The organism is Comamonas granuli NBRC 101663 (assembly GCF_000739995.1).
Taxonomy (GTDB): Bacteria; Pseudomonadota; Gammaproteobacteria; order Burkholderiales; family Burkholderiaceae_C; genus Simplicispira; species Simplicispira granuli.
The window spans coordinates 69,604-91,025 of record NZ_BBJX01000006.1 but is presented as its reverse complement, the minus strand read 5'-3'; the positions used below and the strand labels follow the sequence as shown (position 1 = coordinate 91,025).

Here is a 21,422-nt window from a genome sequence, read left to right as displayed (position 1 = left end):
ATTGCACGTTGTTAACCGCGCGGCGGACCTGCCGCGCAGCCCCCACCGCATGCCCATTCCCTTCAACGTCCAATTCGGCCAGGATTTGTGCGACGTGCTCCACGCCGAGCTGGGGCTGGTGTGCAGCTTCATGGATGCCTCGGGACGCATCGTCGCCTCCAGCGCGCGCGCACGCATCGGCCAGCACCATGCGATTGCGCTGCGCATCATGCAGGGCGAGATGGACGAATACTGCGTCACCGCCGCGCAGGCCGCCCACTCGGACACCATGCGCGAAGGCATTGGCATGGTCATCCAGGCCGGCGGGCAGCGGCTGACCTGCTTTGCCCTGGCCGGCCCGCTGGCCGTGGTGCAGCCGCTGGCGCGCATCGTGCGCTTTTGCGTCACGGCGCTGCTGCAGGTCTGGGGCGACGAAAGCCCCGCCCCGCCGCAGAGCCCCCCGCCCGCCGCGCCGGCCAGCGCGCCCGCGGACCGCCTGAACGAGCTGCTGCATTTTGCGAGCCAGAAGGTGGAGTTCAGCCTGGCGCGCCTGCACGAGGCCGTGAACTACATCGACCAGGGCCTGTCGCTGTTCGACCGGGACATGCGCCTGGTCGTCTGGAACCGGCAGTTCCTGCAGATCATCGGCTGGCCCACGGGCCAGCCCTGCCATGGCCAGCCCATGGACGCCTTGCTGCACAGCTACATGCGGCACACCGGCGTGGCGCCGCAGCAGTTGCAGCCCCTGGTGCAGCGCCGCGTGCAGCGCCTGCGCACGGGGCAATCCAATGCGTTCGAGTACACCAGCGCGCAAGGGCAGGTGCTGGCCGTGACCGACCGCCGCCTGCCCGACGGCAGCGTGGTCTCGACCTACACCGACGTGACCGAACGCCACCAGGCGGAAAATGCCTTGCGCGCCGCGCACGAGCACGCGGAGCGGCTGCTCGCGCAGGTGCGGGAACACGGCACCGAACTGTCGCGCCAATTGGGCTTCATGCAGCAACTGATCGAGGCCATCCCCGGCCCCCTGTTCTACAAGGACGCCCAGGCCCGCTACCTGGGCTGCAACAGCGCCTTCGAGGCCTTCATCGGCAAGCGCTCGGCCGAGATCATCGGCCGCTCGCCCCTGGACCTCTCGCCCCCCGCGCTCGCCCAGCGCTACATGGCGGCGGACCGCGAACTGCTGGACCGGCCGGGCAAGCAGATCTACGAAAGCCGAGTGCAGCAGGCCGACGGCCAGGTGCGCGACGTGATCTTCCACAAGGCCACCTTCACCAACCCCGACGGCAGCGTGGGCGGCCTGGTGGGGGTGATACTCGACATCACCGAGCGCAAGCGCATGGAAGACGACCTGCGCCAGGCGGCCACCTTTTTCGACAACAGCGCCGAGGGCGTGACCATCGCCCAGCACGACGGCACCATCATCGCCGTCAACCGCGCGTTCACCGCCATCACCGGCTACGAGCCCGCCGAGGTCATCGGCAGGAACCCGCGCCTGCTGCAGTCGGGGCGGCACGACCAGCGCTTTTACGCCGAGATGTGGGAGGCGCTGGCACGGCACGGCCGCTGGCAGGGCGAGGTCTGGAACCGGCGCAAATCCGGCGACATCTACCCGCAGTGGCTCTCCATCGTGGCCGTGCGCGCCCCGCAGGGCCCGGTGACCCACTACGTGGCCACGTTCTCCGACATCACGCAGCAAAAGGAGAACGAGGAGCGCATCCAGCAGCTCGCCTTCTCCGACCCGCTCACCGGCCTGCCCAACCGGCGCCTGCTGCTCGACCGGCTGGAGCATGCCATCGCCGTGAGCCAGCGCAACCAGCGGCACGGCGCGCTGTTCTTCATCGACATCGACCATTTCAAGGGCCTGAACGACACGCGCGGCCACTACGTGGGCGACCTGCTGCTGCAGCAGGTCGCCCAGCGCCTGACGCAGTGCGTGAACGCGGGCGACACCGTGGCGCGGCTGGGCGGCGACGAGTTCGTCGTCATGCTCGAAGGCCTGAGCGCTGACGCCCTGCAGGCCGTGGCGCAGGCCGAGGCCATGGGCTCGCGCCTGCTGCAGGCGCTGGGCGAGCCCTACACGCTGCACGGCAGCACGCACCACCACAGCGCCAGCATGGGCGTGGCCCTGTTCGGCACGCCCCAGACCTCGGTCGAAGACCTGCTCCGGCAGGCCGACATGGCCATGTACCGCGCCAAGGCCTCGGGGCGCAATGCGCTGAGCTTCTTCGACCCGCAGATGCAGTCGGCGCTGGTCGAGCGCGTGGCCCTGGAAAAGGCCATGCGCCAGGCGCTGGAGCAGCAGGCGTTCCTGCTGCACTACCAGCCCCAGGTGCACCTTTCGGGCGCCGTGGTGGGCGTGGAGGCGCTGCTGCGCTGGCGCCAGGCCGATGGCCGCATGGTCTCGCCGGCCGAATTCATCCCCCTGGCCGAGGACACGGGCCTGATCCTGCCCCTGGGGCGCTGGGTGCTGGAGACCGCCTGCCGCCAACTGTCCACCTGGGCGCAACAGCCGCGGCGCCGGCACCTGTCCATGACCGTGAACGTGAGCGCCCGCCAGTTCCACCATGGCGGTTTCGTCGATGAGGTGCTGGAGGTGCTGGAGCACACCGGGGCCGACCCGCGGCGCCTCAAGCTCGAACTGACCGAGAGCCTGCTGGTCACCAATGTGGAGGACGTGGTCGTCAAGATGGTTGCGCTCAAGGCGCGCGGCGTGGGCTTCTCGCTCGATGACTTCGGCACCGGCTACTCCTCGCTCGCCTACCTCAAGCGCCTGCCGCTGGACCGTTTGAAGATCGACCAGGGTTTCGTGCGCAACGTGCTCACCGATGCGAACGACGCCGCCATCGCGCGCACGGTCGTGGCCCTGTCCGACAGCCTGGGGCTGGAGGTCATTGCCGAGGGCGTGGAGCAGGCCGGGCAGCGCGATTTCCTCGCGCAGCACGGCTGCCACACCTACCAGGGCTATTTCTTCAGCCGCCCCCTGGCTATCGATGCGCTCGAGGCCTGGATCGCCGACCGCGAGGGCGGCGGCGTCCCGCAGGGCGAGGGCTGAAAGCCCGGCCCTGCGCCCGCCCGGCCCTCAGGCCAGGCGCGCGCGATGGCGCGCGATCTGCGCGCGCACCTGCGCCGGCGCCGTGCCGCCCAGCGTGTTGCGCGCCCCCAGCGAGCCGCGCAGACTCAGGCACTCGTAGACATCCTTGTCGATGCTCGCGTGGAAGCCCTGCAACACGGCCAGCGGCAGTTCCGAGAGGTCGCAGTTGTGCGAGCTTGCAGCCTTGACGGCGTGGGCCACGGTTTCGTGCGCGTCGCGGAAGGGCAGGCCCTTCTTCACCAGGTAGTCGGCCAGGTCGGTGGCGGTGGCGTAGCCCTTTTGCGCAGCGGCCTCCATGGCCTGGGCGTTGACGGTGATGCCGCCTTCCTTGGCGCCGGTGGCGGGGTTGAGCTGGCCGCCCACCATCTCGGCAAAGATGCGCAGCGTGTCCTTGAGCGTGTCCACGGTGTCGAACAGCGGCTCCTTGTCTTCCTGGTTGTCCTTGTTGTAGGCCAGGGGCTGGCCCTTCATCAGCGTGATCAGGCCCATGAGGTGGCCCACCACGCGGCCGGTCTTGCCGCGCGCGAGCTCGGGTACGTCGGGGTTCTTCTTCTGCGGCATGATCGACGAGCCGGTGGTGAAGCGGTCGGCAATCTTGATGAAGCCGAAGTTCTGGCTCATCCAGATGATGAGCTCTTCGGAGAGGCGGCTCAAGTGCACCATGCACAGGCTGGCGGCGGACGTGAACTCGATGGCGAAGTCACGGTCGCTCACGGCGTCCAGGCTGTTCTGGCACACGCCGTCCATGCCCAGGGTTTGGGCCACGCGCTCGCGGTCCAGCGGGTAGGTGGTGCCGGCAAGGGCCGCGGAGCCCAGCGGCAGCACGTTGGTGCGGCGGCGCACATCCTGCATGCGCTCGGCATCGCGCGCGAACATCTCCACGTAGGCCAGCAGGTGGTGCGCAAAGCTCACGGGCTGCGCCACCTGCAGGTGGGTGAAGCCGGGCAGGATCACCTCCACGTTCTTCTCCGCCACTTCCACCAGCGCCTTCTGCAGGTCGGTGAGCAGGCCGCCGATCAGGTCGATCTCGCCGCGCAGCCACAGGCGCACGTCGGTGGCTACCTGGTCGTTGCGGCTGCGGCCGGTGTGCAGGCGCTTGCCGGCGTCGCCCACGAGCTGCGTGAGGCGCGCCTCGATGTTCAGGTGCACGTCCTCCAGGTCGAGCTTCCACTCGAATGCACCGGACTCGATCTCCTGGGTGATCTGGGCCATGCCGCGCTGGATGGCGGCGTGATCCTCCTGGCTGATGATGCCCTGCGCCGCCAGCATCTCGGCATGCGCCAGGCTGCCCGCGATGTCGGCCTGCCACAGGCGCTTGTCGAAGAACACGCTGGAGGTGTAGCGTTTGACGAGCTCGCTCATGGGCTCGGAGAACAGCGCCGACCACGCCTGCGCCTTGGTGTCGAGCTGGTTGTGGGAAGGCTGGGTGGGTTGGCTGGTGGGCATGGGGGGGCAATAATCCGGTGGAACAGACACCCGGTGCGCCCGGATGCCGCGATGCAAGAGACGCAAATTTTATCGACCCTGCCCGATGCCCCTGCGACCGCCCGCCCGCTCCGGCCAGCGGGCCGGGCACTGGTGTTCGATGCCTGCCATGCGGGCGTGGTCCTGCGCGCGGTGCTGTTCGTCGAAGGCGTGCTCGGCGTCGGGGCGCTGTACGGCGCCGACCACCCCCTGGACTGGCTCGCCCGGCTGGCCTGGCTCACCGGCGTGGCGCTGCCCGCCACGCTGGCCTGGCTGGTGGCGGCCTGCAGCCTCAAGCAATGGCTCGAAGGCCTGCGCACGCAGGGCCAGTACGCCGCCGGCATCCTGCTGGGCGCCCTGGCCGGCCTCGCGGCCTGTGCCATGCTGCGGCTCATCGGCGCCACGGAGCACCCGGCCTGGGTGGCCGGGGCTGCCAGCGGTGCACTGCTCGCCGGGCTGCTGGTGGCCGCACTGGTTCTGCGCGCGCGCGCGCGCACCCCGGCAGCGACGACCGCGCGGCTCACGGAATTGCAGGCGCGCATCCGCCCGCATTTCCTCTTCAACTCGCTCAACAGCGCCATCGCCCTGGTGCGCGACGAGCCCGCCAAGGCCGAATCCCTGCTCGAAGACCTGAGCGACCTGTTCCGCTCGGCCCTGGTCGAGCAGGGCGAGGCCGTGGCCCTGGCCGACGAGATCCGCCTGGCGCGGCGCTACCTGGCCATAGAGCAGGTGCGCTTTGGCGAGCGCCTGCGCGTGCAGTGGCAGCTCGACCCGCGCACCGAGGGCGCGCTGTTGCCCCCGCTGCTGCTGCAGCCGCTGGTGGAAAACGCCGTCAAGCACGGCGTGGAGCCCAGTGCGCGCGGCGGCAAGCTGCGCGTGGTCACGGAGCTGCGCGGCAGCCGCGTGGTCATCCGCATCACCAACACCCTGCCGGAACAGGGCGCCGCCACCGGCCGCGCGCCACGCGGCCACGGCATTGCCCTGGCCAATGTGCGTGCGCGCCTGTCGCTGCTGCACGACGTGCAGGGCGATTTCAGCGCCGGGGTGCAGGACGGCCTGTACCAGGTGCGCATCAGCCTGCCCGCGCCGCGCACCCCGGCCCACCGGCCGCGGCAGAACGCATCCCCCCGCAAGAAACCATGAATATCCTGGTGGTCGACGACGAACCCCTGGCCCGCAGCCGCCTGCGCAGGCTGCTGGCCGACGACGCCGGCAGCACCGGCCGGCAGCCGCACCTGGTGCGCGAGGCGGCCAGCGCCAGCGAGGCCCTGGCCCTGCTGCAGCCCAGCGGCGGCCAGGCCTTCGATCTGCTGCTGCTGGACGTGCACATGCCCGGGCAGGACGGCCTGAGCCTGGCGCACAACCTGCAGGGCCTGCGCCACCCGCCCGCCGTGGTGTTCGTGACCGCCCATGCCGACCATGCCGTGAGTGCCTTCGAACTCGACGCCGCGGACTACCTCACCAAGCCCGTGCGCCTGGAGCGCCTGCAGCAGGCCCTGGCCAAGGTGCAGCGGCTGCAGCGCCCGCCGGCCGCCGCCGCCCCGCCCCCAGACGCCACGCCCGCAGGCCGGGGCGAGATGCTGCTCATCCAGGACCGGGGACGCACGGAGCGCATCGCGCTGGCCGAGGTGCTGTATTTCAAGGCCGAGCAGAAATACGTGACCGTGCGCACACTGACGCGCAGCTATGTGCTCGACGGTGCGCTGAGCGAGCTGGAAAGCCGCTATCCTGGGCGCTTTCTGCGCATCCACCGCAACGCCCTGGTGGCCCGGCATGCCCTGCGCGCGCTCGAGCGCCACCATGACCCCGAGGAAGGCGAATGCTGGGCTGCACGCCTGCACGGGCTGGCCGAGCTGCTCACGGTCTCGCGCCGCCAAGTGGGCGCCGTGCGCGATGCCCTGACCAGCGGCTGAACCTCCCCATCAATCCATGAATGCACTCATCCGACTCTTTGCTCTCGCCTTGTGCACCTGCCTGCTGCAGGCCTGCGGCGGCGGCGCCGATACCCCTGCGCCCCAACCCCCGGCCCGCCTGGTGGGCGAAGTCTTCTCGACCGGTGCAGAGATCAGCAGCTCGGCCCTGCGCACGAATGCCGGGTACTCCGGCAATCCTTCCACGTCCCGCGCCATCCAGGCCGCGGGCCGGCAGAACATCCTGGACCTGCTGTTCATGCTGCACCCGGCCGAGGGCACGGACGCGCTGATCGCACCGGACGCAGAGCAACAGCTGGTGGCCTATGCCCGCGCGCATGGGGACCTGCTCACCCCCGGCATCCGCGTGCTGGTGCAGGACGAGATCTTCTGGCAGCTTTGCCAGGGCTGCGCCACGCCCGCGTACCTGCAGGCCAAGCTGGAGGCCCTGCAGACCGCCGTGCGCCTGGTGCGCCGCCATATTCCACAGGCCTCTGTGGGCATCACGGTGACTCCCTACGCCGTGTTCGAGCACCCCCTGGTGCAGGACTACCTTCCCCGGGCCATTGCGCTGGTGGATTGGGTGGGCACCGACCCCTACTGGCTGGGCGATCCCCGCCTGATCGACAGGCTGCACGACTGGTCCGCCACATTTCCGGCCATGGCCCAACAGGCCCATCCGGGCGTGGAGACATGGTTCATCGCGCAGGCCTTCAAGTTTCCGGACTGGGACGGCGCCACGTTCGATGCCTTCATCGCGCGCCAGCTGGCCTACGCCGAAGGCTACGACCACATCCTGTTCTTCGGCTGGCAATTCGCCTCGGAGCTCGGCTCACAGACGCAAGGCCAGCATTTTCCGCCGCAGACCAAGGCGCTGTACGCCAAGTACCTGAAATAAAGAGGACCGCGCTGGGCTCACTGCCCCAGCCCGCGGCGCAGCTCCTTGAGCAGCAGGGTCACCTGGTTGGACGCATGGCGGTAGCCGCCCTGGAACAGGCGCCAGGCCTTGTCCTGCTCTCCCGCCTGGGCCAGCGCCACGACGGCCGCGGCCTGCGTGTGGTAGTACCGGTGCCGCGCCATCAGCATCTCGAAGGCCGGGTACTGGCCCAGCGCCTCCTTGCCCGGCCCTTGCAGCCACTGCCCCAGGGGGCAGGCCGCATGGTCGGCCACCTGCTGCGCATCCAGGGTCAGGGGCTGGCGGCCTTCGAGCATGTGCTGCAGGCGCTGTTTCCATTTCTCATGGCTGGCGATGGCGGCCTCGATGTCGAATTCGGTCAGCAGCGTGGCCGCGGATTCCGGGTCGAGCACCAGCTCGCTGGCGTTGTCCTCGTAGGACCAGGTCGTCTCGGGGCTGGAGGAGTCCTGCTCCCGGAATTTGAAAATACGGCTGAAGAATCCCATACACCCCTCCTGGTGTCGCTCGCTGCGCCGCACCGTGCATCCCGCGCAGTTCTATCGCCTGATTTCGCCATCATCGGGCATTTTGCGCCGCACCGCACGCCTATGCGCAACATCGGGGGCGCAGGCACCCCAGGCCATGCACAATCAGCGGCTACCATCCTGACCTGTTCCATCCGCCGCCTGCGCCCGACGCCCTCCCATGCCTGCCTTTTCCTTTGAAGCCCTGGACGCACAGGGCCAGACCCGCAAGGGGGTGCTTGAAGCGGACACGGCCAGGGCGGCGCGCAGCCAGTTGCGCGCCCAGGCGCTGGTTCCGCTGGCCGTGCAGGCCGTGGGCGAAAGCGCGGGCAGCGGCGCAGCGCAGGCGCGCGGCTGGGGCCGCCCGGTGTTCGGATCGGCGGCCCTGGCCATCTGGACACGCCAGCTTGCCGGGCTGCTGGCCTCGGGGCTGCCGCTGGAGCGCGCCCTCACGGCACTGGCCGACGAGGCCGAGAACGAACGCCAGCACCACCTCGTGGCCCTGCTGCGCGCGGAAGTGAATGCGGGCTCGACCTTTGCGCGTGCACTACAGCAGCATCCGCGCGAGTTCTCCGACATCTACTGCGCCGTGATCGGCGCGGGCGAGCACAGCGGCAACCTCGCCCTGGTGCTCGAGCGCCTGGCCGACGACCTGGAGGAACGCCAGGCCCTGCAGGCCAAGCTCATCGGCGCGGCGCTCTACCCGGCCATCGTGACGGTGGTGGCCATCCTCATCGTGCTGTTCCTCGTGAGCTACGTGGTGCCGCAGGTGGCGGGCGTGTTCGCGGGCACCAAGCGCCAGTTGCCGCTGCTCACGGTGGCCATGCTGGGGATCAGCAGTTTCGTGCGCGCCTGGGGCCTGTGGCTGGGCGCGGCGCTGGGGCTGGGGCTGCTGGCCGGGCGCTGGGCGCTCACCATCGACACCCTGCGCACGCGCTTCGATGCCTTCTGGCTGCGCCTGCCGCTGCTCGGGCGGCTGGCGCGCGGCTACAACGCAGCACGCTTTGCCAGCACGCTGGCCATGCTCGCCGGCGCGGGGGTGCCCATCCTCAAGGCGCTGCAGGCAGCGGCCGAGACGCTGCACAACCGCGCCCTGCGCGCCGACGCCCTCGATGCCCTGGTGATGGTGCGCGAGGGCGCACCGCTCGCCACGGCCCTGGCCCAGAAGAAGCGCTTTCCCGGCCTGCTGCCCATGTTTGCCCGCCTGGGCGAGCAAACCGGGCAGTTGCCGTTGATGCTCGAACGCGCCGCCACGCAGTTCAGCGCCGAGGTGCAGCGGCGCGCCCTGCAACTGGCCACGCTGCTGGAGCCGCTGCTCATCGTCACCATGGGCGTGGTGGTGATGCTGATCGTGCTCGCGGTGCTGCAGCCCATCATCGAGCTCAACCAATTCATGAAGTAGGCACGGCCATGGCACAGACGCTGGAAGACAAGCTGGTGGTGGCGATTTCCTCGCGCGCCCTGTTCGACTTCGAGGAGGAGAACCGCCTGTTCGACCAGGGCGACGCCCAGGCCTACATGCACCTGCAACTGGCGCGCCTGGATGTGCCTGCGGCCCCCGGCGTGGCGTTCTCGCTGGTGAAGAAGCTCCTGGCGTTCAACGAGCCGGGCCAGCAGCGCGTGGAGGTGGTGGTGCTCTCGCGCAACGACCCGGCCAGCGGCATGCGCGTGTTCCGCTCGGCGCATGCCCACGGCCTGACCAGCGTGCAGCGCGGCGTGTTCACCCAGGGGGCCGCGCCCTTTCGCTATCTGCGCCCGCTGGGCGCACACCTGTTTCTCTCGGCCAATGCCGCCGACGTGGCCCAGGCGCTGAGCATGGGCTACCCGGCCGCACAGGTGGCCACGCAGTCGGCCCAGGCCAGCGCCACCAACCCGCACGAAGTGCGCATTGCCTTCGACGGCGACGCCGTGCTGTTTTCCGACGAGGCGGAGCGCGTGTTCCAGTCCGGCGGCCTCGACGCCTTCCAGGCGCATGAGGCCGAGAAGGCCCACCTGCCGCTGCCGCCCGGCCCCTTCAAGCCCTTTCTTTCGGCCCTGCACCGGCTGCAGCAAAGCGGCGGCGCGCCCATGCGCATCCGCACCGCCCTGGTCACGGCGCGCAGCGCACCGGCCCACGAGCGCGCCATCCACACGCTGATGAGCTGGAACATCGCCGTGGACGAAGCCATGTTCCTCGGCGGCCTGCCCAAGGGCGAGTTCCTGCGCGAGTTCGAGCCCGACTTCTTTTTCGACGACCAGACGGGCCATGTGGCTTCGGCCGCCCAGCATGTGCCTGCCGGGCATGTGCGCAGCGGCGTGGCCCATGCGTCCGCACCCTGAGAAAAAGGGTCAAAAATGCAAAAAGCGCCCGTAGTACGGGCGCCTAAAGCTATGTTTTTGAGAGCAAAAACGTTTACAGACCGCCGGTCTTCTTGACCTTGGGGTCGGAGTACGTGAGCGGCTCGTTCTGCGCCTGGGGGGCCAGACGCTCCTGCAGCGTGTTCTTGTTGACCTCCTGCGCCGCCTCGATGGCGCTGCCGCTGGCACGCCAGAGCGCGTGCAGGTGCTCGATGAGCAGCTTGTAGAGCGGCGGCTCCTTGGGCGGCTCCGGGGGCTCCTCGACTTTTTCCGCCGTCTTCACCGCCGTCCAGTCGCGGTTCTGGACGTCCGGGTCCGAGGGTTTCTCGGGCGTCTTGACCACCGCGCCCTCGCCCAGCCGGTCCATGGATTCGACCGGATTGGCATTGTGGACGGGACGCACCGGCACCGCCCCGGAGGCTCCGGTGGAGTACAGATCTGCGCCCTGGGGACGCCAGATCGGAGATCGGTCGACAGGTGGCAGTTGCATGGCGGTGACCTCACAAAAGTGTTCAGACGGCGCACTATCACCGTCTCGTGCCTTTATTTCGGTAAAAAGAAGGGGAAGTTGAGGTCTTTTTTACCGATTGACACAAAACCAGGGTAAACCCTTATAACAATCCACCTCCCAGGCTTACAAAAACCGCTCCAGCAGCTTGCGTGACGCCTTGTCCAGGGCGCTGGTGTCGGCCACGGCGTAGTGCACGCCCTCGGCGCTGGCGATGAGCAAGGCGGTGCGGCCGCGCAGGCGGCGGATGTCTTCCTCGGCCTTGAGGGTGAAGCGCGTGGCGCCGCGGTCGGTCTCCACCGACCAGGTGCTGGGCATGGAGAAGCTCGATACTGTGCTGATTCTGGTGATAGTGGGCACAAACTCGCGTACTGCCAGTTCGGCGCGCACCAGGCTGCGCACGGGCGCGGCGAGGTCGTCCAGGCGGTCGATCCAGCACAGCTCGCGGCCGTCGGGGCCGACGAACGACAGGCCCTCTTCGGGCGCGGCCAGCGGAAAGGCGCGGACCGGCGTGACGCCGCTGTGCACGGTGCCGTCCGGGAGCTGCAGCACCAACAGCCCGTGGGCGTCGCGTTGCAGTTGCAGGCCGGCGGTAGAAAAAGCAGGGTGGGACATGGGAAACCTTGCGTTGGTCATTGGCCCGCGGGATGGGCGCTGTGCAGCAGGCTGCTGTCGATGACGACGCCCGCGGCCTGCGCGTCCTCTTCGGCGCGGCGCACCTGGGCCTGGTAGAGCCGCCAGTAGGCGCCCTGCTGTTCCATGAGGGCGTCGTGCGGGCCGACCTCCACGATCTCGCCGCGGTCCATGACGACCAGGCGGTCGGCCTTGCGCAGCGTGGACAGGCGGTGGGCGATGGCGATGGTGGTGCGCCCCTGCACCAGGTTGTCCAGCGCCTTCTGGATTTCCTTCTCGGTCTCGGTGTCCACGGCCGAGGTGGCCTCGTCGAGGATGAGGATGCGCGGGTCGATGAGCAGCGCGCGCGCAATCGAGATGCGCTGGCGCTCGCCGCCCGACAGGCCCTGGCCGCGTTCGCCCACCAGGCTGTCGTAGCCGTGCGGCAGGCGCAGGATGAACTCGTGCGCGTGCGCGGCGCGCGCAGCGGCGACGATCTCGGCGCGCGTGGCGTCGGGCTTGCCGTAGGCGATGTTCTCGGCAATGGTGCCGAAGAACAGGAAGGGCTCCTGCAGCACCAGGCCGATGTGGCGCCGGAAATCGCTCACGGCGAAGCGGCGCACGTCCACGCCGTCGACGAGGATGGCGCCGTCCGAGACGTCATAGAAGCGGCTGATGAGGTTGACCAGCGTGCTCTTGCCCGAGCCGCTGTGGCCCACCAGGCCGATCATCTCGCCGGGGCGGATGTCCAGGTTCAGGTTCTTGATCACCGTGCGACTGCCGTAGCGAAAGCCCACGCCGCGCATCTCTATGGCCCCGGCCACCTTGTCCACCTGGACCGGGTGGGCCGGGTCGGGCACGTTGCTCACATGGTCCAGGATGTCGAAGATGCGCTTGGCCCCGGCCGCCGCCTTTTGCGTGACCGAGACGATGCGGCTCATGGAATCGAGCCGCGTGTAGAAGCGCCCGATGTAGGCGATGAAGGCCGTGAGCACGCCCACGGTGATCTGGTCGTGCGCCACCAGCCAGATGCCGAAGGCCCAGACCACGAGCAGGCCGATCTCGGTCATCAGCGACACGGTGGGCGAGAACAGGCTCCAGGTCTTGTTCAGGCGGTCGTTGACCTCCAGGTTGTGCTGGTTGGCGGCGCGGAAGCGGTCCGCCTCGCGCTTTTCCTGGGCAAAGGCCTTGACCACACGGATGCCCGGGATGGTGTCGGCGAGCACGTTGGTGACCTCGCTCCAGACCCGGTCGATGCGCTCGAAGCCCGTGCGCAGCCGGTCGCGCACGTTGTGGATCAGCCAGGCGATGAAGGGCAGCGGCACCAGCGTGACCAGCGCCAGCCAGGGGTTGATGGAAAACAGGATGACCGCGGTCATCAGAATCATCAGCACGTCGTTGACGAAATCGAGGGCGTGCAGCGACAGGAAGACGTTGATGCGGTCCGTTTCCGAGCCGATGCGCGCCATCAGGTCACCCGTGCGCTTGCCGCCGAAGTAGTCCAGCGACAGGCGCAGCAGGTGCTCGTAGGTGGTGGTGCGCAGGTCGGCGCCGATGCGCTCGGACACCAGCGCCAGGATGTAGGTGCGCGCCCAGCCCAGGCCCCAGGCCAGCAGCGCCGCCAGCAGCAGCCCGCCCAGGTAGAGCGCCACCAGCATGGGGTCTATGGTCTTGCCGCTCTGGTAGGGGATGAGGATGTCGTCCATCAGCGGGATGGTCATGTACGGCGGCACCAGCGTGGCCGCCGTGGAAGCGAGCGTGAGCGCGAAACCGGCGGCCAGCTGCTTTTTATAGGGCTGGGCAAAGCGCCACAGGCGCAGCAGCACCCAGGTGGAGGTGGGCGGCTGCTGCGCGCGCGCGCAGGCCGGGCATTCGTCGCTGTCGGGCGGCAGGGCGGCGTGGCACACGGGGCACTGGGCCTCGTCGGCCGCGGCCTGGGGGGCGCCGGCGCCCGCCTGCAGGCGCTGCAGCTGCTGCTCCATGCGCTGCACCAGGCGCAGGGCCTGGGCATGGCCCCCCATGGTGAAGCGCCAGAGCTGCAGGCGCTGGCGGGCGTCGTGCAGCTCCAGCGTGCCCACGCCGCCGTGGTCGGACACGCGCAGCTCCAGGCCGGGCTGCAGCGGCCAGTCGCGCCAGTCCGCCTCGCCGGGCGCGCGGGCGAGCAGGCGCTCGGCGGTCAGCACGACCAGGCCGCTGCCGAACTGCAGCGTGCTGGCAAGGTCAACCTCCAGGCTGGCCAGGACGTTCTCGTGGGAAGCGAGCCGGGCTCGCAGTTCGCCCCCCCAGGGGCTTTGAAAGACACCGGAGGCGTCTACAGAATGGTGGTGTGGCATGTGGCTCGGTGTGTGCGCAGGCGGCGGCCTCTGGGCGCCTGGCTTGCGCAATGCGGAATTGTCCGCCATCGTGCCGCAAAGGGGGGTGGCGGTAGTTTTCCAGTCTCAACGCTGCACCCCCGCCCCCCGCTGACACGCCCGCAATGTGCCCGGCTGGGAGCACAATCGCCCCATTCTTCAGCCTGCCCCAGGCGCCAACCCCACCGCTGCAACCCATGGCGACATTCAACGACATCCAACTGCTGCGCATCAACTACCTGCGCGGTCCCAATATCTGGACCTACCGTCCGGCGCTCGAAGTCTGGCTGGACCTGGGCGCACTCGAAGACCATCCCTCGCACCTGCTGCCGGGCTTCAACGAGCGCCTGACCGCCTGGCTGCCCGCGCTGGTCGAGCACCACTGCGGTGTGGGCGAGCGCGGGGGCTTTCTGCAGCGCCTGCACGAGGGCACCTGGTGCGGCCATGTGCTGGAGCACATCGTCATCGAGCTGCTCAACCTTGCGGGCATGCCCACGGGGTTCGGCCAGACGCGCTCGACCTCCCAGCGCGGCGTCTACCGCATGGTGTTCCGCGCCCGTGACGAGCGCGTGGCGCGCGTGGCGCTGGAGCAGGGGCACCGCCTGATCATGGCGGCGATCAACGACCAGCCCTTTGACGTCCAGGCCGCCGTCGCGCGCGTGCGCACCGAGGTGGACGACCAGTACCTGGGCCCGAGCACGGCCTGCATCGTCACCGCCGCCACGGACCGGGGCATTCCGCACATCCGCCTGAACGACGGCAACCTCGTGCAACTGGGCTACGGCGCCGCGCAGCGCCGCATCTGGACGGCCGAGAGCGAGTTCACCAGCGCCATCGCCGAAGGCATCGCCTCGGACAAGGACCTCACCAAGGGCCTGCTCAAGGCCTGCGGCGTGCCCATTCCCGAAGGGCAGATCGTGCACAGCCCCGAAGAGGCCTGGGAGGCGGCGCAGGACATCGGCCTGCCGGTGGTGGTCAAGCCCTCGGACGGCAACCACGGCCGGGGCGTGACGCTGGACCTGCGCAAGGAAGAGGACATCAAGGCCGCCTACCACGTCGCCTACCCCGAGGGCAGCGACGTGATGGTCGAGCGCTTCATTCCCGGCAACGAGCACCGCCTGCTGGTGGTGGCGGGCAAGGTGGTGGCGGCCGCACGCGGCGAGGTGGTGAGCATCACGGGCAACGGCCGCGACACCGTGCGCGCACTCATCGACAGCCAGCTCAACTCCGACCCGCGCCGCGGCTACGAGGAAGAGTACCCGCTGGAGATCATCGACGTGGAGAGCGACGCCAAGGTGCAGCTCGAAATCAAGCGCCAGGACCTCACCCCCGACTCCGTGCCCGAGCACGGGCGCCAGGTGGTGGTGCAGCGCAATGGCAATGTGGCCGTGGACTGCACCGACGAAGTGCACCCCGAGGTGGCCTACATCGCCCAGCTGGCGGCCAAGGTCGTGGGTCTGGACATCGCCGGCATCGACCTGGTGGCGCAGGACATCGCCCGCCCCCTGCACGCACAGGGCGGTGCCATTGTCGAAGTGAACGCCGGCCCGGGCCTGCTCATGCACCTCAAGCCCGCCATCGGCGCACCGCGTCCCGTGGGCCAGGCGATTGCCGAGCACCTGTTCCCCGCCGACGAGGCCAGCGAAGGCGGCGCAGGCCGCATCCCGCTGGTAGGCGTGGCCGGCACGCGCGGCACCAGCACCATTGCGCGCGTGGTCGCCTGGCTGCTGCACCTGGGCGGGCGCCACACGGGCGTGGCCTGCCGCGAGGGCCTGTTCCTCGACCGTCGCCGCGTGGACACCAAGGACAGCGCCCACTGGGAGGCTGCGCACCGCCTGCTCATGAACCAGATGGTGCAGGCCGCCGTGATCGAGAACGATGCACGCACCATCCTGCAGGACGGCCTGGCCTACGACCGCTGCCAGGTGGGCGTGGTGACCGACATGGACGGCAAGGAGGCCCTGGCCGCCTTTGACGTGCATGAGCAGGAGCAGATGTTCAAGGTGCTGCGCACCCAGGTGGACGTGGTGCTGCCGGGCGGCGCCGCCGTGCTCAACGCCGCCGAGCCGCAGGTGCTGGAGCTCGCGCCGCTGTGCGACGGCGCCGTGGTGCTGTACGCCCAGGATGCGCAACTGCCCGCCATCGCGCAGCACCGCGCGCAGGACAACGGCCGCGCCGTCGTCGTGAAGAACGGCCGCGTGGTGCTGGCCACCGGCACGGCCGAGCATGTGCTGGGCACCGTCTCCGAACTCACTTTCGGCCGCAACGCCGTGGCGGCCGATACCGACACGCTGCTGGCCATCGCCGCCACGGCCTGGGCGCTGGACATCGCGCCCGACCTGATCGCTGCCGGCATCAAGACCTTCGAGCCCGACCTGGCCTGAGCCAGAGCCCACCGAAAGACCGACCATGGAAGTCACCCGCATCCGCGCCCTGCGCGGCCCCAACCTCTGGACCCGTCTCACGGCCATCGAGGCCATCGTGGCGTGCAGCGAGGCCGAACGCGACATCGGCCTGTTGCCCGATTTCGAGCAGCGCCTGCGCGCGCTGTTTCCGGCCATCGGCCCGCTGCACACCGAGGGCGGCGCCGCCGTCTCCCTGGCCCATGTGCTGCAGGAAGCCGCCCTGGCGCTGCAGGCCCAGGCGGGCTGCCCGGTCACCTTCGGCCGCGTGACGGCCACCATCGAGCCCGGCGTGTTCCAGGTGGTGGTCGAGTACAGCGAGGAGGCCGTGGGCCGCCAGGCCTTTGACGACGCGCAGGCGCTGGTCCAGGCCGCGCTGGCCGGCGGCCGCTTCGACGCCGAGGCCGCCCTGGCAGCGCTGCGCGAGCTCGACGAGGACGAGCGCCTGGGCCCGAGCACGGGCGCCATCGTCGAGGCCGCCGTGGCGCGCGGCATTCCCTACCGGCGCCTCACGCGCGGCAGCCTGGTGCAGTTCGGCTGGGGCTCCAAGCAGCGCCGCATCCAGGCCGCCGAGATCGACTCCACCAGCGCCGTGGCCGAGTCCATCGGCCAGGACAAGGACCTCTCCAAGCGCCTGCTGCACGCCGCCGGCGTGCCCGTGCCCCTGGGCCGGCCGGTGGAAACCGTCGAGGAAGCCTGGGCCGTGGCCCAGGAGGTGGGCCTGCCCGTGGTCGTCAAGCCCCAGGACGGCAACCAGGGCAAGGGCGTGACGGTGAACATCACCGACCGCGCCCAGCTCGAAGAGGCCTACAAGAATGCCGCCGACTACGGCACGGTGATGGTCGAGCGCTTCCTGCCGGGCCAGGATTTCCGCCTGCTCGTGGTGGGCGACCAGCTCGTGGCGGCTGCGCGGCGCGACCCGCCCCAGGTGCTGGGCGACGGCGAGCACACGGTGCGCGAGCTGGTGGACATCGTCAACCAGGACCCGCGCCGTGGCAGCGGCCACGGCACGGCGCTGACCAAGATCCGCCTGGACGACATTGCCCTGGCGCGCCTGGCCCTGCAGGGCCTCACGCCCGACTCCGTGCCCGAGAAGGGCCAGCGCGTGGTGCTGCGCAACAACGCCAACCTCTCCACCGGCGGCACGGCCACCGACGTGACCGACGAGGTGCACCCCGAGGTGGCCGCGCGCGCCGTGGCGGCCGCGCGCATGGTGGGCCTGCACATCTGCGGCGTGGACATGGTGGCCGAGACCGTGCTGCGCCCGCTGGAGGAGCAAGGCGGCGGCTTCGTCGAGGTGAACGCCGCCCCGGGCCTGCGCATGCACCTCTCGCCCAGCTACGGCAAGCCGCGCCCCATCGGCCAGGCCATCGTGGACCGCCTCTTTGCCCATGGCGAGGACGGCCGCATCCCCACCGTGGCCGTGACCGGCACCAACGGCAAGACCACCACGGCGCGCCTGATCGCCCACCTGTTCACCGCCCACGGCCTGCGCGTGGGCATGACCAATACCGACGGCGTGTACGTGAACGGTCGCCAGATCGACAGCGGCGACTGCTCGGGCCCCAAGAGCGCGCGCAACGTGCTGCTGCACCCCGAGGTGGACGCCGCCGTGTTCGAGACGGCGCGCGGCGGCATCCTGCGCGAAGGCCTGGGCTTTGACCGCTGCCAGGTGGCCGTGGTGACCAACATCGGCGAGGGCGACCACCTGGGCCTGAACTTCATCACCACGGTGGAGGACCTGGCGGTGCTCAAGCGCGTGATCGTGCAGAACGTGGCCAGCAGCGGCTACGCCGTGCTCAACGCGGCCGACCCCATCGTCGCCGCCATGGCCAGCGTGTGCCCGGGCAAGGTCATCTACTTCGCCAGCGACCGCCAGCACCCCCTGATGGCCACGCACCGCGCCCAGGGGCACCGCACGGTGTACGTGGACGGCGACTCCATCGTCGCCGCCGAGGGCTCCTGGCGCGAGACCATCCACCTGCGCGACGTGCCCATCACACGCGGCGGCAAGATCGCCTTCCAGGTCGAGAACGTCATGGCCGCCGTCGCCGCGGCCTGGGGCGCAGGCCTGCCGTGGCAGACCATCCGCCGCGGCCTCTCGGGCTTCGTCAACGACAGCGACAACGCCCCCGGGCGCTTCAACGTCATGGACTACCGGGGCGCGACCATCATTGCCGACTACGGCCACAACCCCGACGCCATGCGCGCCCTGGTGCAGGCCGTGGACGCCCTGCCCGCCAAGCGCCGCAGCGTGGTCATCAGCGGCGCGGGCGACCGGCGCGACGAGGACATCCGTGCGCAGACCGTGATCCTGGGCGCGGCCTTCGACGACGTGCTGCTCTACCAGGACGCCGCCCAGCGCGGCCGCGCCGACGGCGAGGTCATGGCCCTGCTGCGCGAGGGCCTGGAGGGCGCCACGCGCACGCGGCATGTGGAAGAGATCCGCGGCGAGTTCACCGCCATCGACACCGCGCTGGAGCGCCTGGCACCGGGCGACCTGTGCCTGGTGCTGGTCGACCAGGTGGAAGAAGCCCTGGCCCACCTGGCGCGCCGCTGCGCCGAGGCCGCGTGATGCGCGCGCGCTGGCTCACCGCCCTGGCGCTGGCCGCGGCAGGCTGCGCGCAGGCCGCCAGCGGCGAGAAGATCGGCAGCGTGGACACGGCCTTCCAGTGGATAGGGCGCGACCACGACATCATCGTCGAGGCCTACGACGACCCGGCCGTGCAGGGCGTGACCTGCTACGTCTCGCGGGCGCGCATCGGCGGCATCAAGGGCACGCTGGGCCTGGCCGAGGACCGGGCCGAGGCCTCCATCGCCTGCCGCCAGGTGGGGCCCATCGGCTTCCCGAAGCCGCCGCTGCGCCAGCAGGAAGAGGTGTTCAGCGAGCGCATGTCCCTGCTGTTCAAGCGCCTGCGCATCGTGCGCATGGTGGACGCGCAGCGCAACACCCTGGTCTACCTGACCTACTCGGACAAGCTCATCGACGGCTCGCCGCAGAACAGCGTGACCGCCGTGCCGGTGGACCGCGCCACGCCCATTCCGGTCAAGCCGTAGCGCTTCAAAAAGCATAGCTGGCAGCGCTTGCCACAGGCCATTTTCAAATATCTTTTACCCTGAAATAGCCTGAAAACAAGCGCCAGAAGCTCACTTTTCAGTAGCGATCTGCCGCAGCGCCTGCTCGAACACCTCCACCGGCTGGCCGCCCTGGATCAGGTGGCGGTCGTTCACGATGACGGCGGGCACCGAATGGATGCCGTGGCCCTGGTAGAAGGCCTCGCGCTCGCGCACCTCGGCGGCGTAGCGGTCGCTGGAGAGCACGGCGCGGGCGGCGTCCGCATCCAGCCCCACCTCCTGCGCCGCGCGCAGCAGCACCGCGTGGCTGCCGGGGTTCTGCCCGTCGGTGAAATAGGCCTTGAACAGCGCGTGCTTGAGCGGCCGCTGCAGGCCCTGCTCCGCGGCCCAGTGCAGCAGGCGGTGCGCATCGAAGGTGTTGTAGATGCGGCTGCGCTTGTCCATCTGGAAGGCAAAGCCCAGCGCCGCGCCGCGCTCGGCAATGGCCGCGCGCGTCTGCTGGCTCTGCTCGGGCGTGGCGCCGTACTTCTCCTGCAGGTGCTCGTTGATGTCCTGCCCCTCGGGGCCCATGTGCGGGTTGAGCTCAAAGGGCTGGAAATGCCAGTCCAGCGCCACCTCGCCCTGGAGCCGCGCGGCCGCCTGCTCCAGCGCGTGCAGGCCAATGGCGCACCAGGGGCAGGAGATGTCGGAGACGAAGTCGATCTTGAGAACGGTGGGGGCCATGGCGGCGGACTCCTGGAACGGGCAGTGCAAGAAACAGGCATGGTAGGCCCCCGGCCAAGACCTTGCGCCGTACGCGCCATCGCCCCCCGCAGGCCCGGGCGCTTGGTGCCGGGGGCTGCGCATGCCAGAATTTGCCCCCATGCCCGCCCCCTCCCCCACGGACTTCTTTCACACCCAGCAGCCCGCAGGCCCGACCGAGAGCGCCATGGCAACGCTCTACCGCGCGGCGCTCGGCCCCATCGGCACCGCGCACTACCTGCCCCGCTTCGAGCGCTTTGACACGCTGGGCCGCACCCAGCCGGGCTGGAACTGGGCCGCCAGCCTGTGCACGCTCAACTGGATGGCGCTGCGCCACCTGTGGACGCCCGCCCTGCTCTACGTGGCCGCCGCCGAGGGCCTGGGACTGCTGCTGTTCGGTGCCATCCGCACGCTGCTGCCCTGGCCCGAACCCGTGCAGTGGGGGCTGGTGGGCGCCTTCGCCCTGCTGGCCTTTGCCCTGCCCGGCCTGTATGGCGACGCCGTCCTGCACACCGAAATCCGCAAGCGCATTGCCCGCGCCCTGGCCAGCACCCGCACCCTGCCCGAGGCCTGCGCCCAACTGGCACAGCAGGCCGGCAGCGTGCGCCGCCTGGCGGCTTTGGCCGCACTGAACACCGCGCTGCTGGCCGCGGCGCTGCTGGCCTACCAGCTTCTGCCCCAGGACTCCCCTGCCAGCGCCGCGGCAGCCCCCGTCGCCAGCGCCCCGGTCACGGCGGCCCCGGCCAGCGCCGCCAGCGCCAGTGCCATGCAGCCGCCCGCACCGGCCAAGCAGCCCCAGGCCGCAGAGCCCGCCCCTGCCCGCCCGGCCACGGAGCCCCTGCCCCCCGCCAGCGCAGCCCCCGCGGCTGCCGCGCCCCCTGCCAGCGCCCCCCCGGAGCCAGCGCCCCCTGCGGCAGCGCCGGCAAAACCTGCTGCGCCTGCCACTGCAGCCTCCAGCGCCGCACCGCCCGCGCCCGCCCCGGCATCTGCTGCCAGCCCCCAGCCCGGCCCCGCGCGCCCAGGCGCGGCACCGGCGCCCCGCAGCGCCCCCGGCCCGCAGACGGGCGCACCCCCTGCCGGCAAACCCACCGCCAGCGCCCCCGCAGCCCGCAGCCGCAGCACAGCGGCGCATGCACGGCCGGCGGCGGTACCTGCCCCAGCACCCGCCGCCGACCCACCGGACGCAGCGGCATCGGCGGCGCAGCCGCCCGCCTCGGCCCCGCCCGCCGGCAGCGCCATGCCCCTGGTGGGCAGTGCGCCCGGCTACTACATCAACGTGGGCCTGTTCGCCGAAGAGGCCAACGCCCGCAAGGCCCAGGCCAAGCTGCTCAACGCCGGCCTGCCCGCCTTCCGCCAGAGCCTGGACACCCCCAAGGGCCGCCGCATCCGGGTGCGTGTGGGCCCCTACCCCCGCGCGGCACAGGCGCAGCAGGCCGCGCGCAGCATCCAGGCGCTGGGGCTGGAGGCGGTGGTGTTCCAGCAAAAGCACGCCCTGCCCTGAGCCCGTGCCTGCGGCCGGTGCGCGCCGCC

The 21,422-nt window shown here is 70.3% G+C and carries 16 protein-coding genes; 10 read left to right on the top strand and 6 right to left on the bottom strand.

Features of this window, described 5'->3' with window-relative positions; translation table 11 throughout:
* The first annotated feature begins 49 nt into the window (after positions 1-49).
* Positions 50-3,034, top strand: a complete 2,985-nt coding sequence (locus CGR01S_RS16150; RefSeq protein WP_052382520.1) for an EAL domain-containing protein — start codon at positions 50-52, stop codon at positions 3,032-3,034.
* Between the two features lie 27 nt (positions 3,035-3,061).
* On the opposite strand, the gene argH is transcribed toward CGR01S_RS16150, so the two are convergent.
* Positions 3,062-4,519, bottom strand: coding sequence for an argininosuccinate lyase (gene argH / locus CGR01S_RS07975; protein ID WP_042424911.1), 1,458 nt, complete (start codon positions 4,517-4,519; stop codon positions 3,062-3,064).
* Positions 4,520-4,570: 51 nt separating this feature from the next.
* Here argH and CGR01S_RS07970 point away from each other — a divergent pair, with 51 nt between their 5' ends.
* From CGR01S_RS07970 to CGR01S_RS07960, 3 genes are read left to right on the top strand one after another with little or no spacing between them, the layout of a single operon-like run.
* Positions 4,571-5,680 carry a sensor histidine kinase gene (locus tag CGR01S_RS07970; protein ID WP_042424908.1) on the top strand — a complete coding sequence of 370 codons (1,110 nt, stop codon included), beginning with the start codon at positions 4,571-4,573 and terminating at the stop codon, positions 5,678-5,680.
* Positions 5,677-6,450 carry a LytR/AlgR family response regulator transcription factor gene (locus tag CGR01S_RS07965; RefSeq protein WP_042424906.1) on the top strand — a complete coding sequence of 258 codons (774 nt, stop codon included), beginning with the start codon at positions 5,677-5,679 and terminating at the stop codon, positions 6,448-6,450. Before CGR01S_RS07970 ends, CGR01S_RS07965 begins: the two co-directional genes overlap by 4 nt.
* Before the next feature lie 16 nt (positions 6,451-6,466).
* Complete coding sequence (locus CGR01S_RS07960) at positions 6,467-7,345, top strand: hypothetical protein (protein ID WP_156967527.1); 879 nt, start codon at positions 6,467-6,469, stop codon at positions 7,343-7,345.
* A gap of 17 nt (positions 7,346-7,362) precedes the next feature.
* Here the strand turns inward: CGR01S_RS07960 and CGR01S_RS07955 are convergent, their stop codons facing one another.
* Positions 7,363-7,848, bottom strand: coding sequence for a CZB domain-containing protein (locus tag CGR01S_RS07955; RefSeq protein WP_042424901.1), 486 nt, complete (start codon positions 7,846-7,848; stop codon positions 7,363-7,365).
* A 199-nt stretch (positions 7,849-8,047) separates the two neighbouring features.
* Between CGR01S_RS07955 and gspF the strand changes: the two genes are divergently transcribed.
* Positions 8,048-9,268: a type II secretion system inner membrane protein GspF gene (gene gspF / locus CGR01S_RS07950; RefSeq protein WP_042424898.1), complete on the top strand. Its 1,221-nt coding sequence runs from the start codon at positions 8,048-8,050 to the stop codon at positions 9,266-9,268.
* An 8-nt stretch (positions 9,269-9,276) separates the two neighbouring features.
* Entirely contained in the window at positions 9,277-10,185 is a 909-nt protein-coding gene (locus CGR01S_RS07945; protein WP_042424894.1) for a 5'-nucleotidase, read from the top strand.
* 73 nt (positions 10,186-10,258) lie between these two features.
* On the opposite strand, the gene CGR01S_RS07940 is transcribed toward CGR01S_RS07945, so the two are convergent.
* From CGR01S_RS07940 to CGR01S_RS07930, 3 genes are all read right to left on the bottom strand, one after another.
* Positions 10,259-10,693, bottom strand: coding sequence for a hypothetical protein (locus tag CGR01S_RS07940; RefSeq protein ID WP_042424891.1), 435 nt, complete (start codon positions 10,691-10,693; stop codon positions 10,259-10,261).
* Between the two features lie 144 nt (positions 10,694-10,837).
* The gene (locus CGR01S_RS07935) at positions 10,838-11,326 is read right to left on the bottom strand and encodes a cyanophycin metabolism-associated DUF1854 family protein (RefSeq protein WP_245616775.1); all 489 of its coding nucleotides are present in this window, start codon (positions 11,324-11,326) and stop codon (positions 10,838-10,840) included.
* A gap of 17 nt (positions 11,327-11,343) precedes the next feature.
* On the bottom strand, positions 11,344-13,656 hold the full coding sequence (locus CGR01S_RS07930) for a cyanophycin metabolism-associated ABC transporter (protein ID WP_042424885.1): 2,313 nt from the start codon (positions 13,654-13,656) through the stop codon (positions 11,344-11,346).
* 215 nt (positions 13,657-13,871) lie between these two features.
* On the opposite strand from CGR01S_RS07930, the gene CGR01S_RS07925 reads away from it, so the two are divergent.
* The 3 genes from CGR01S_RS07925 to CGR01S_RS07915 are packed head-to-tail and all read left to right on the top strand — an operon-like array spanning position 13,872 to position 19,133.
* Positions 13,872-16,058, top strand: a complete 2,187-nt coding sequence (locus CGR01S_RS07925; protein WP_042424882.1) for a cyanophycin synthetase — start codon at positions 13,872-13,874, stop codon at positions 16,056-16,058.
* A 25-nt stretch (positions 16,059-16,083) separates the two neighbouring features.
* On the top strand, positions 16,084-18,651 hold the full coding sequence (cphA, locus tag CGR01S_RS07920) for a cyanophycin synthetase (RefSeq protein ID WP_042424880.1): 2,568 nt from the start codon (positions 16,084-16,086) through the stop codon (positions 18,649-18,651).
* Entirely contained in the window at positions 18,651-19,133 is a 483-nt protein-coding gene (locus tag CGR01S_RS07915; RefSeq protein ID WP_042424876.1) for a CreA family protein, read from the top strand. The genes cphA and CGR01S_RS07915 overlap by 1 nt, the downstream gene beginning before the upstream one ends.
* Positions 19,134-19,223: 90 nt before the next feature.
* On the opposite strand, the gene CGR01S_RS07910 is transcribed toward CGR01S_RS07915, so the two are convergent.
* Positions 19,224-19,874: a DsbA family oxidoreductase gene (locus tag CGR01S_RS07910; RefSeq protein WP_042424873.1), complete on the bottom strand. Its 651-nt coding sequence runs from the start codon at positions 19,872-19,874 to the stop codon at positions 19,224-19,226.
* Between the two features lie 139 nt (positions 19,875-20,013).
* Between CGR01S_RS07910 and CGR01S_RS07905 the strand changes: the two genes are divergently transcribed.
* Positions 20,014-21,393 (top strand): SPOR domain-containing protein, encoded by a 1,380-nt coding sequence (locus CGR01S_RS07905; RefSeq protein ID WP_042424870.1) that lies wholly within the window; start codon positions 20,014-20,016, stop codon positions 21,391-21,393.
* Positions 21,394-21,422 lie beyond the last annotated feature (29 nt).